This window comes from Streptomyces sp. RK9 (assembly GCF_045070545.1).
GTDB classification, from domain to species: domain Bacteria; phylum Actinomycetota; class Actinomycetes; order Streptomycetales; family Streptomycetaceae; genus Streptomyces; species Streptomyces alboflavus.
Window position 1 is genome coordinate 3697305 of record NZ_CP173704.1, and the last position, 11666, is coordinate 3708970.

Below are 11666 nucleotides of genomic sequence, written 5' to 3' on the forward strand. Positions count from 1 at the left end.
TCTCCTGCTTCCTCGACGCCCTAGTCCGTGAACCCGTGGTGGGCGATCTCCAGGACCTCCGTGGCGACGGCCGGGCTGCCGGGGTCGAGGGTGGGGCCCTGCCAGCTGACGGGCAGCACGTCGATGAGCCCCCAGCGGGCGACCTCGGACCCGTCCGCGCGCAGCGCCGTGATCTCGGCGGTGGGCCGCTTGATCCCGGTCTGCACGGACGAGATCCACTTGGCGACCTTCGTGGTGTCCGGGGTGAGCGGACGGGTCAGCCGGATCGTGGAGAAGGTGACCCGGGAGGGCAGTTGCCACACGAAGCCGTTGTTACCGCCCTCCTGGTGGTGCTCGACCTCGACCTGGGACGAGAGACCGTCACAGCCGTTGAAGCGGCCGAGGCTCTCGCCGTCGATGGAGAGGGAGAACCAGATGGTGGAGCCCGGGTCCTGGCGGGGCATCGGGGAGCGCCTTTCTGTCGTGACTGCTGGGCCGTTCGTCCAGCCGTGCGGGTACGTGCGTCTGTGTGGCCTGGGCCGTCACCGCCGGTCGTCGCGGAGCCTGCCGATCCGCTCGCGGTCCATGCGGAGTTCGGCCCGCAGCAGCCGCGTGATGCGGCCGATCATCCGGTGCGTCAGCTCGTCGAGCTGGAACTCCGTGAGGTCCTTCGGGTCGAACGTGCCGTCCGGGACCCGGCTGTACGCGGGCGGCGCCGCCGCTGCCGCTGCCACCTGGCCGGACGGCGGCGGCGAGCCCCCGTTGCCCGGCGGGGAGTACGGCGGCGGGGGACCGGCGGGCGGGGAGTAGGGCGGTGGCGGGACGTCGGCGTCGTCCCGCCGCGAGGTGAGGTGCCCGAGGGTGGAGGACACCGTCGCGGCGGCCCTGGCGGCGAGCGCGGCCGTCGCGCTGGACCTGAGCGGCGACCGGAAGGGCAGCCGCTGCACGGTGGGCCCGTCGGCGCCGGTCCCGGCGGGCGCGCTGGGCGCGACCGGCGCGACGGGGCGCGGGCGTGCGGGCTGCCGCGAGGGGGACGGAGGCGGCGCGAGGGGCGTCACGGGGAGGGGGAGCGCGGTGTCGGCGGGAGGGGGCAGGGCGCGCAGGTGGACGGGTTTCGCGGGGGTGGTGGCGCGTTGGACGGCGGGCGGTGCGGAGGGCGCACCGGGAGCGGCGGGCGTGGCCGTACGTCCGGGGGGTGCCGGGGGGAGCGCGGTGAAGGGTGCGCTGCTGGGGCTGCTGGGGCTTCTGGGGCTGCTGGGCGTCGGGGCGGTGCTGCGCTGGACCGGCGCGGGTGTGCCACCGGTGGGGTGCGAGGCGTCGCGGGACGGCTTCGGAGAAGGGGTGGGGGGTGTGGTCTCCGCGGGGGCGGCGGGGAGGGGTGCGCCGAGGGGGGTTCGGCGTCGCAGGGGTGTGGTGGAAGGTGCTGCGGCGCGCTGGACCTGGTGCGTGGGCGGGGTGGCCTGGTTGACGGGGGGACGTGCCGGGGCCGGAACCGGTGCGAGGGGTGGGCGAGTTGACGCGGCGGGGCCGGGCGGTGGGGTCGGCTCGGTGGGAGCCGATGCCGAGGGTGCCGGTGCGGAGAGCGGTGCCGGGGCGGTGCCGGGTGTGGTGGTCGGCGCGGGGGTCGCGGTGGAGGTGATCGGGGCGCCGAGACCGGAGCGCGGGGGCTTGCGGGTGACGGCGCGCTGCACGGCCGGGGGCTTGGCGGTGGTGGTGGCGGTGGGCTGCGCGGGGGGTGAACTCGACGCGGGCGTGAGGGAATTCGGGGTTCCCGGAGGTGTGGTGGAGGGTGCCTTGTCGTCCGTAGGGGACGCGGGGGCCGGGGTGGTGCCGCCCCGGGATGTGGGCGTGGTGACGCCCGACGTGGTGCGGGCGGCGCGCTGCACGGGAGGTGGTGTGTTCGGCGGGGCGGAGGGAGAGGTGGGCGCGGGGGCCGACCGGCGGGGCGAGGTGGGCGTCGGGGGCGACTCGCGGGGTGCGGTGGGCTTGTCGGCGTTGTCGCCCGTGATGCGCGGGGTGGTGGGGCCGGTGGCCGCGGGGGTGGGCTTGGGCGCGGCAGCGGGCGAGGTCGTGGGGGCAGGGCGCGCCGGGGCTCGCTGTACCTGTGGGCGTGCCGGTGGTGTGGCGGAGGGGAGCGCGGTGCGTGGGGCGCTCGGGATGTGCGTGGCGGGCGGAGTCGAGGGCGGCGCGGAGTTAGGGGTGAGCGAGGTCGAGGGCCTGCTCGGGGGCGCTGCCGGTGATGCGTCCGGTGCGCTGTCCGCTGCCTTGCTCTGTGCCGGGGCTGTGGGTGCGGTCGGGGTGGGTCCCGGACCCCGGCTGCGGGCAGGGGTGGGTGTCTGCCCGCGCGGGGGTTCGGGCGTGCGTGAACTGCCTGAGGGCGGCGGCCCGTTCGGGGTGGGCGACGGCTGCTTCGGGTTCGGGTGCGTTTGCAGGGACTTCGGCTGTGTGGTCGGGGTGACGGGACGTCGTGCCGGGGCGCTGGGTGGTGTTGAACGTGCGTCTGCAGAGGGTGACTTGGCGCTCTGCTCGCCGGGAGGAGATGGAGCCGACGGGGGTCGGGGGCTGTTCCGGGTGCCGGTGCCGGTGCCGGTGCCGGTGCCGATGTCGGTTCCGGTGCCCGTGCCCGTGCCCGTGCTCTGGTCCACGGCTCGCTGTACGGGCTGCCGATCGGTGGTCGTGGTGGTGGGGGCGGCCGGGGTCGGGCGGTGTGCCGGGGCGTCAGGGTCGGCCGACGCCCCGGCTGCCGTCGATGCCTCGGGCGACGCCGACACTCCGGCCGACGCGCCGCTCACGGCCCGCGCAGGCGTGGGTTCGCGCCGCGCGACGGGCAGGGCGCGGCGTTGCACGGTGGTCGGCGCGGTCGGCGCCTTCGTCAGGGGGCGGGGCCGGGCGGCGGAGGGCGTGGCAGCCGGTACGGGGGACACGCGGACCCCGCGAGCCGGGGCCGGGGCGGGCGCGGAGGCCGGGCTCGCGACACCGGCTCGTACGACCGGCACCGATGCGGGCGCAGTCCTCGACGGCTCGCCCACCGGAGCCGGAACCACCCCTGAGCCGGCCGCCTCCGGCACGGCCACCCCACCGGAAGCGGCACGCTGCACAGACGCCGCCCCGGCCACCGACGCCGCCCCGCCCACGGAAGCCGCCCCGCCCACGGAAGCCGCCCCACGCGCAGCCGCCGCCCCGCGCGGAGACGCCTCCGGCACCGGACGCCCACCGGAGCCGACCTCCCGCGCGGTCTGCACAGCCGTCCGCACCGCAGGCACAGCCCGTGCCGAGGCCGAAGCGGGCGCCGACACCGATGTGGGCGCAGAGGCCGAAGCCCCCGCCCCCGGGACCGCCCGCAACGGCACCACAGGCACCCGCCGACCCGTCACCCCGACTCCGGCCCCGGCCGCGTCGCCCGAACCCCCCAACGGCAGGGAATCCGCAGGCCGTTCGAGCCCCGTCACCGGTCGCGCCGACTCGGTCAGCGCCCCCGACAGCAGCCCGCCGGAGCCGGTGCCGAGGACCGTGGTGAGGGACGACGCCCCGGCGAAGGACGGGTTCTGCCACGTCGGCAGCCGCGTGCCGAAGGCGCTGTCCGAGACCCCGGCCCGCCCGTCGTCCACAGCACGCTGAATCGGCGCGAGCCCCGGCCACGCGGCCACGGGCGCCGGGCCCGACACGGCGCCGCCGTATCCAGAACTACCGGACCCGGAACTACCGGACCCGGAACCGCCGGACCCGGATCCACCGTGCCCAGAACCACCGGACTCACCGCCACCGGACTCACCGCCACCGGACTCACCGCCACCGGAGGCCCCAGCCCCCTCGGCAGCGGCAACCCCCCGCCCGTCCCCCCGAGACTCACCCGCGAGCCGCCCCCGCAGCCGTTCCAAGAACCCCACAGCTCAGCCCTCCGCCCCGGCGCGCGTCACGAAGGACGCGATCTGGTCCGCGTAGCGGCGGCGGTCGTGGTGCTCCAGGTCCAGGATCGCCGCCAGGCTCCAGTGGAAGTGGTAGGCAACGTACGCGATCTCCTCGTGCAGCCGGTCGGTCGCGTACGTCACGATTCCCCCAGGCGGCTCCCGCCGAGTTCCACCTCGAACGGCTCGGAGCAGTGCGGGCACTCCACCGCGGCGCGGGTGTGGCCCTCGGCGTTGATCTGCCGGTAGAAGTCCTGGAGGAACGCCAGGTCGGAGGCGAACATGCTCTCCACGGTCCCGTCGTGCACCATCGGCAGCGTGCCGAGGCGCGTGATGACGCGGCCGAGCAGCACCACCGACAGGTACGCGGGGTTCTCCTGGACCCGCACGTCGCGCAGCGGGACCAGTTCGTCCCGCGCCGTGGACAGGCGCATCACGCCGTCCCGGTGCACGGTGCCGGACTCGTCGACGTAGCCGCGCGGCAGTTGGAAGGGGAACTCGGTGCGCAGTTCCCGGGGAGCCGGGTCGTAAGGTGCGGCGGCGGGAGACGGGACGGGGGCATCCGCTCCCGCCGCCGCGGTCTGAGGGTGCTGCGGCGGCGCGGCGGCCGTGCCCGCGCCCGGCGCACCGGCTGCCGTGCGCCGCATTACTCGATGACCAGTTCTTCGAAGACGATGGTCACGGTCTCGGTGAGGGCCGCGGCCTCGCCCGCCTTGAGGGTGCTGGCGTCGACCTTGCTGCACCAGGCGTTGCGCAGGTTGTACCGTTTCACCGGATTGTCCTGGTAGTCCATCATGATGATGGACGCGTTCTTGCGGGCCGTGCTCATCTGACCGTTGATCGAGTCGTTGATCCAGGTCGTGAACGACGACGACTGGGTCATGCCGCGCACCACGGTGCACTGGCCGTTCTTCTGCACGCCCGGCAGCAGATTCACCTCGGGCTTGCCCTGCGCGGAGTTCTGCTGGTGGACGATGACGTCCTGTTCGAGCGTGAGGCCGCTGACCTCCGCGAGATACTCGACCATCACACCGTCGATCTGCAGACCGAAGTTGTGTGACGTGAGGGAGTCACCCTGCATCAGACTCATGTGTTCGCTGTCCTTCTAGGCTTCTTGACGACGGGCGCTGCTACGCGATGGGCGCTTCATGAGGACGGGCTACTCCTCCAACTCCCCGCTCCCGCTGGAGAACTGGGAGAGCCGGAAGATCACGAACTCGGCGGGCTTGACCGGCGCGATGCCGATCTCGCAGATGACCCGGCCGAGGTCGACGGACTCCGGCGGGTTGGTCTCCTCGTCGCACTTGACGTAGAACGCCTCCTCGGGCCGCTGCCCGAAGAGCGCGCCGCCGCGCCACTCGTTGACCAGGAACGCCGACACGTTGCGGCGGATGCGGGCCCACAGCGCGTGGTCGTTCGGCTCGAACACCACCCACTGGGTGCCGATCAGGATCGACTCCTCCAGGTAGTTGAAGTAGCGGCGGATGTTCAGGTAGCGCCACTCGGGGTCGGAGGCGAGGGTGCGGGCACCCCAGACGCGGATGCCGCGGCCGGGGAAGGCGCGGATGCAGTTGACGCCGATGGGGTTGAGCAGGTCCTGCTCGCCGCGGGTGATCTGGAGCTCCAGGTCGACGGCGCCGCGCACGACCTCGTTGGCGGGGGCCTTGTGCACCCCGCGCTCGGAGTCGTTGCGGGCCCAGATGCCGGCGACGTGGCCGCTCGGCGGGACCATGCGGGACTGTCCTGAGGCCGGGTCGAAGGACTTCAGCCAGGGGTAGTACAGGGCCGCGTACTTGGAGTCGTAGCCCGCCGTCTCCTGCCGCCACACCCGGATCTGACGGGCATTCAGGCCCGGTGGCGGGTCGATGACCGCGACCCGGTCGCCCATCAGCTCGCAGTGCGCGATGAGCCCGAGCTGGACGGCCTTGACGGCCTCCAGGTCGATCGTGCCCCGCTGGTAGGCGGCCATCAGGTCGGGCACGGCCACCATGGAGATCTCGTCGACGGCCTCCAGGCCGCCGAAGCCGGTGCGGTCCGCGGAGTCGCCCAGGTACTCGGCGGGGCCCGCGTGCCCGGTCGTGGCCCGCTCCGTCGGCGCGGGCAGCGGGGCCGCCGGGGCGGGCGGCACGGGCAGGGCCACGGTCTGGTTCTCCGGACGGGCGAGCTGCGCCGCCGCGGCGGCCTCCGTCACGGCGATGAGCTTGGAGCGCTCCTTGACCTGGGTGACGACATAGGAGCGGCTGCCCTTCTTGGCGCTCACGTCGTACGTCTCGACGGCCTTGTCGCCGTCCTTGACGATCAGCTTGAAGCGGTCGGCGGCGCCCTCGCCCTCGGGGTCGGCGACCTCCACGGACAGCCGGCCGTCGCGGCCCTGCCCGGTGGCCGTCACCGAGAACGTGCCGAGCTGCTTCGGCTCCGCGGCGGGCAGCGCCGCCGGGGCGGCGGCCGGTCCGGTCACCGCGGCCGGTGCCTCGCCGTCGCCGGACACGCCCTCGGCGGAGCCGCCGACACGGACCACGTACGCGGCGGAGCCGCCGTTGTTGAAGAAGCCGTAGACCGAGTGGGCGAGGTAGTAGCCCTCGGTGAAGTCGCCGAAGGACGTGACGTACTGCGTCCAATTCGTCACCAGCGTCGGCTCGTTCAGCGGTCCGGCCGGCGCGAGCCCGACGAAGGCCGCCACCGAGGTGCCCACCCCCTCGATCGGGCGCGAGCCGCTGGCCACCTCCTCGACGTAGACGCCGGGTGACAGGTAGGACGGCATGCTCTGCTCTCCTCGGGTACGGGACGGGACCCTCCCACCCTCGCGGGCCACTCCCGTCACTGAAACGTCCTCAGGTGCCGGGCGCGGGGCAACTCCTGTGCCCACAGGGGCAGTTCGCGGCTCCGGGTGTCCGCACGCCCCGGCGCGGGGCCCGCGGGTGTGCCCGCGAGGGTGCCCCCGTGGACCTGTCCGGACCGGACCGGCCGGTCAAGGGTGGTGGGTCAGCTCTGTCCCGCGCCGAAGGGAGCGTCATGCACGCACACGGAACGCAGGCCAAGGAGGGCGGGGACCAGGGCAGGGCTCACCGCCCCGGTCCGGCCAAGCCGCACCGCGCGCCCGGCCCCGCCACGACGGCCGGGCGGATCCTGAGCCTCCAGCGCCTCGCGGGCAACGCCGCCGTGGCGCGGGCCGTCGAGGAGGAGCGGCACGCCCACGGCCCCGGCTGCGGCCACGGCCAGGCCGAGCCGTCCGGCGAACAGCCGTTCCTGCAGCGGCAGGTCGGCCTGGGCGCCGCCCTCGCCTCGCCCTGGTCCCCGCTGGAGCCGCGCGTCCGGGACCGGGCGGAGCAGGCGTACGGCATGAACTTCGGTGACATGCGCAAGCACGACGGCCCCGAAGCGCAGCAGTCCGCCCGGGAGTTCGGCGCCCTCGCCTACACCGTCGGCAACGACATCGTCGCCGCCGAGCCGAACCTGCCCGACGAGGTGATGTTCCACGAGCTGGGCCACCGCTTCCAGAACGCGCTGGGGCCCGTGGCGGGAACCGACGACGGCACCGGCGTCAGGGTTTCGAGCCCCGGCGACCCCTTCGAGCTCCAGGCCGAGTCGAACGGCAAGAAGGTCGCCCGGGGCGAGATGCCCGACCTGTCGCTGCCCGGCCGTCCGGCGCCGGCCGGGCACGACACGGACGACGAGGGCTGACGCTCAGAAGTTGCTCATCCGGACGTCCCCGTCGTCGACGCTCGTCTGGAACCGGACCATCCTGCCGCCGACGCGGATGTAGTGGTGGCCGGTGTCGTCCTCGATGTAGATCGCCTGCCCGAACGGGTCGATATGCAGGGTGAAGCCCGGGACTTCGGGCGCCTGGGACGGGTATCCCGCGCCTGTCGCGCTGCTCTCGCCGCCGTAGTGGCCCGTGTGCGAGGAGGGGCCCGCTGCGTAGTGGTCCGTGTAGTCCGCCTGCGCGGGGGCAGGCGCGGCGTACTGCTCCGCCTGCGACGAGGAGGCCGCGGCCGAGTCGCCCTCGATCTGCGCGAGCCGCTCCTTGCCCTTGCGGTTGAGGGCCTTCCGCAGATTGTCCCCGTTCGAGCCCGTGTGCAGGTACGCGGACATGTCCGAGACGCTGTAGTTGCCGTCGCGGCGCAGCCGGGCGAGCGTGGCGAGGAGGTCGAGGGGAGCCTTGGTGGGGTTCAGGTCGCCGCTGGACCTGCCCGCGTGGCGCCGCTCCCAGTCGTGGCACCAGTCGTAGCCCGACAGGCCGCGAATGGCCGCCTTGATCGTGTCCTTGCCCGCCCTGTCGAGCGGCACCCCCTTGGTGAACTGCTTCTCGACCGCGCCCTTCTTCCTGCTCCGGGCGGTCGTGGTGCTCGCCGCACCCCGCGCGGGCTTGTTGGACCGCTGCGGCGTGTGCGTCCAGTGGCCCTCCTGGTCATAGCGGGTGAGATAGCTCCCGAGCCTGTTCTCGGACAGGTCGACGGCCTCCCCGAGGTGCTTGAGGGACATCGTGGTGGACCGGTGGTAGTTGAACAGCAGCTCGATCGCCTGTCGGCGGCTCTCGTTGGTGGCGTCGGCGCCGGCCGCGCCGTTCCAGAGGCCGTGGAGCTGGTCCGCCTGGGCCTCGGTGAGCTTGTCGGTCCTGCGGCGCGGGACCTTGTGCGTCGCCGTGCCCTTGCCGATGCCTCCGGGAGCGGTGTCCACCGTCCAGGTGTCCTGCAGCGGGCGCGAGACGCGGGTGTAGGTCCCGTCCTCCTCGAACTCGGCGTCGCTGGCGGACGGGGTGACGTCGGCCTGGCGGGCCGCGAGCCGCCCGGGGACCCTCAGCGAGGGGCCGCCGTTGCGGTGTACGGCTCCCGCCGGAGCCGCCTCGTGCGCCATCGCCGGGGTGCTCGTGACGTCGCGGTGCACCATCTGCTTGATGTACGCGAGATAGTCGTCGTCCATGATGTGCGTGAGGTGCGTCTTGAGGGATTTCACGGAGCCCTGGAAGTAGTGCCCGTAGTTCTCGTCGAAGCTCAGATTGCGGAACCCCATCTGGTTCCGGTGGTACATCAACGCCGCGGCGCAGCCCATGCAGGGCCGGTACTTCCCCATGACGGCGAGGGGCTTCGATGCCGCCTGGCCGGGGTCGACGCCGGCGCGGCTCAGGGCGATGAGCAGTTTCTGCTCCGCGTGCACCGACTCCTCCTGCTTCGGCTGCCCCTTGTTCTTGCCCATCATCTTCGGCCGGGGGTCGAGCTCCGCGAACCGGAGCAGGAACACCCGGCCCGCGTACTTGTCACTGGTGAGCATGGTGTGCAGGTTCCTGTCCCCGACGTCCACGAGGATGACGGGGGCGTCGAGCTGCGCCTGAAGCACCTTGGCGGTGGGGTCCGGTCCTCGCCCCTGCTCGCCCGCGCCACGCTGCCCGGTGACGATCGCCGCGTTCTTGCGGCGGTAGCTCGCGAGCTTCGTCTCGAGGTTCGCCGCCTCGTAGGCGTGCAGTCCGTGGCTGCGCCCTTCCTGGCTCTGCTGGAACGCGAGCAGTTCCTGCAGGGAGGGTTCGTGTCCGTACACCTGCCGCCCCTGGCCCACGAGGGTGTCGATCGACGAGTTGAAGTTCGAGGCGAACAGCAGCCTGTCGTTGATCAGCATGCCCTGGACCTCGCGGTTGTTGGCGTCCTCCGCGTCGCGGTCCGGATCGTCCTGCCTGGCCCGCTCCTGGGCGCCCTTCATGCTGTCGAACAGCAGGGCACTGGTCTCGTGCAGGGTCTCCTCGGCCTCCTCGCCGTTCTTGAAGCGAGGGAAACGCATCCAGAACTCCTCGTGCGCCCGGCCCTGCCGCCGCGCGGCGTAGCTCACCAGCGGCGGCCCGTCCACCTCGGCCTTGATGTCCTTCATGACGTCATCGGCGTTCCGCCGCGAGGCCGCGCCCCTTCCGGAGCGCCTCCCCGACCCGCTGCCCTCACCCGCACGCTGCACGGAAAGGACCCGGCTCACGGCCCCGTTGCCCGCCGCGTCGTTCATGGCGCGCACACCGGCGGGCGTCATCCCCTCGGCGGTGCGCGGCAGCGGCGAGGGGGAGCGCGCCGCCGACCGGTGCTGCCGGTCGGCGTGTCCTTGCCGTCGCTCGTGACCGCGGTGGTCGGTCTGCCGCTGCCGCATCAGCGCCTCCAACATCGACGGGGGTCGCCGTCCGGCGTCGGCGAGAGTCGCCGTCATGGTGCCGGGGCCGCGGCGTACGGCACAGGGTCGCGGGGGTGGCCCCGGGGGCAGACCCGGTTGCCCCCGAGGGTGGCCCGCCCGGCACTGCCCGGCCTGCCGGAGCGATCGCCCGTCGGGGCAACGGGGTCTGCCCGGCTGCCTCGTGACATGATCCGCGGCCGCTCCTAGCGTCGTGGGCGTGAGCCTTTGGACCTCCCTGGAACCAGCGTCCGCGACCGTCGACCCCGGCAGCAGCACCACGGTGCGGCTGCGGGTGCGCAACACCGGTGACATCGTCGACGAGTACCACTTCGAACCGGTCGGCGCCCTCGCGCCCTGGACCACGGTGGAGCCACGGTCGCTGCGGCTCTACCCGGGGACGACCGGCACGGTGGAGCTGACGTTCGCCCCGCCGCGCACCCCGGACGCGACCGCCGGGCCGAACCCGTACGCGGTGCGGATCTCCCCGACGGAACACCCGGACGCCGTCACCGTCCCCGAGGGCAACCTCACCATCACCCCCTTCACCGAGGTGCGCGCCGAACTGGTCCCGCCCACCGTGAAGGGCCGGTTCCGCGGGCGGCCCCGCTTCGCCGTGGACAACCTCGGCAACACCAAGGTCACCGCCTCGCTCAGCGGCTCCGACACCGGCGACAAGCTGTCGTACGACCTGCAGCCGGGCAACGTCCAGATCGAGCCGGGCCGGGCCGCGTTCGTGAAGGCGACGCTGCGGCCCAAGCAGATCATCTGGTTCGGCTCCAAGCAGGAACAGCCGTACGCGCTGACCGTGCGGCGCTCCGGGACCGAGCCGATGGAGGTCGACGGCACCTATGTGCAGCGCGGGTTCCTGCCGGGCTGGCTCGCCACCACGCTCGGGCTGCTCCTCGCGCTGTCCATCGCGTTCCTGATGATCTGGCTGACGTACAAGCCGCAGGTCAAGAGCGCGGCCCTGGAGAAGCCCGAGAAGGCGGGCGCCATCGCCGAGCCGAAGCCCTCCGCCCCGATCAAGACCCCGCCCCCGAAGCCCGACGACAAGGCGGACGAGAAGCCCGAGAAGTCCGGCGGGGGCGACGAGGAGGAGAAGAAGGGCGGCGGAGGCGGCGGGGGCGGCGGGGAAGAGGAGCCGGAGAAGGAGAAGAAGCCGCGCAAGGTGACCGCGGCCACCGCCGTGCGCAAGCTCGCCGAGCGCGAGGAGGGCCGCCACATCTGCTACCGCGTCTACGTCGAGGACGGCGGCTGGCAGAAGCCCGAGTGCGACGGCGCCGAGGCGGGCTCGGTGGGCGCGGGCAAGGCCGTCAAGGCCCTCAACGTCGCGGTGTCGAGGACCAACGGCGTCACCGGAGCCAGCGCCTATGTCATCGACGGCTGGCGCAAGGGCGACGAGTGGGAGAAGGCGGACGACGGGAAGAACATGTACCTCGGCAGCACCGACGGGGACATCAACCCGATGCAGGGGTACACCATGCAGGTCTTCGACGGCTCCGTGTGCCACGACGCGTACGTGAAGGACAAGCAGTGGATGGGGCAGTCCTGCACCGAGCCCGGGAAGTGGACGTACGGCGGCAGCCCCATGGAGCTGAACCTTCAGCTGGAGGCGGTCCGCTTCACCGTGTGACGGATGGG

The 11666-nt window shown here is 73.2% G+C and carries 10 protein-coding genes; 3 read left to right on the plus strand and 7 right to left on the minus strand.

Annotated features, from left to right (window positions below; genetic code table 11):
• Positions 1–20: 20 nt before the first annotated feature.
• Both AB6L24_RS36180 and AB6L24_RS36185 read right to left on the minus strand, forming a co-directional pair.
• Positions 21–443: a phage tail protein gene (locus AB6L24_RS36180; protein ID WP_030360079.1), complete on the minus strand. Its 423-nt coding sequence runs from the start codon at positions 441–443 to the stop codon at positions 21–23.
• A 78-nt stretch (positions 444–521) separates the two neighbouring features.
• Positions 522–1037 (minus strand): extensin, encoded by a 516-nt coding sequence (locus AB6L24_RS36185; RefSeq protein WP_405662575.1) that lies wholly within the window; start codon positions 1035–1037, stop codon positions 522–524.
• A gap of 1843 nt (positions 1038–2880) precedes the next feature.
• On the opposite strand from AB6L24_RS36185, the gene AB6L24_RS36190 reads away from it, so the two are divergent.
• Positions 2881–3597, plus strand: a complete 717-nt coding sequence (locus tag AB6L24_RS36190) for a hypothetical protein (RefSeq protein ID WP_405662577.1) — start codon at positions 2881–2883, stop codon at positions 3595–3597.
• 272 nt (positions 3598–3869) lie between these two features.
• Here the strand turns inward: AB6L24_RS36190 and AB6L24_RS36195 are convergent, their stop codons facing one another.
• From AB6L24_RS36195 to AB6L24_RS36210, 4 genes are all read right to left on the minus strand, one after another.
• Positions 3870–4028 carry a DUF6760 family protein gene (locus AB6L24_RS36195; RefSeq protein ID WP_087886307.1) on the minus strand — a complete coding sequence of 53 codons (159 nt, stop codon included), beginning with the start codon at positions 4026–4028 and terminating at the stop codon, positions 3870–3872.
• Positions 4025–4531 (minus strand): hypothetical protein, encoded by a 507-nt coding sequence (locus AB6L24_RS36200; protein WP_405662579.1) that lies wholly within the window; start codon positions 4529–4531, stop codon positions 4025–4027. The genes AB6L24_RS36195 and AB6L24_RS36200 overlap by 4 nt, the downstream gene beginning before the upstream one ends.
• Positions 4531–4974, minus strand: coding sequence for a phage tail protein (locus AB6L24_RS36205; protein WP_030360083.1), 444 nt, complete (start codon positions 4972–4974; stop codon positions 4531–4533). The genes AB6L24_RS36200 and AB6L24_RS36205 overlap by 1 nt, the downstream gene beginning before the upstream one ends.
• A 69-nt stretch (positions 4975–5043) precedes the next feature.
• Positions 5044–6645 (minus strand): phage tail sheath subtilisin-like domain-containing protein, encoded by a 1602-nt coding sequence (locus tag AB6L24_RS36210; RefSeq protein ID WP_405662582.1) that lies wholly within the window; start codon positions 6643–6645, stop codon positions 5044–5046.
• A 251-nt stretch (positions 6646–6896) separates the two neighbouring features.
• On the opposite strand from AB6L24_RS36210, the gene AB6L24_RS36215 reads away from it, so the two are divergent.
• Entirely contained in the window at positions 6897–7565 is a 669-nt protein-coding gene (locus tag AB6L24_RS36215) for a DUF4157 domain-containing protein (protein ID WP_405662584.1), read from the plus strand.
• 3 nt (positions 7566–7568) lie between these two features.
• Here AB6L24_RS36215 and AB6L24_RS36220 read toward each other — a convergent pair whose 3' ends face one another.
• Positions 7569–10004 (minus strand): hypothetical protein, encoded by a 2436-nt coding sequence (locus AB6L24_RS36220; RefSeq protein WP_405662586.1) that lies wholly within the window; start codon positions 10002–10004, stop codon positions 7569–7571.
• Between the two features lie 238 nt (positions 10005–10242).
• On the opposite strand from AB6L24_RS36220, the gene AB6L24_RS36225 reads away from it, so the two are divergent.
• Positions 10243–11658: a hydrolase gene (locus tag AB6L24_RS36225; RefSeq protein ID WP_405662588.1), complete on the plus strand. Its 1416-nt coding sequence runs from the start codon at positions 10243–10245 to the stop codon at positions 11656–11658.
• Positions 11659–11666: the final 8 nt, after the last annotated feature.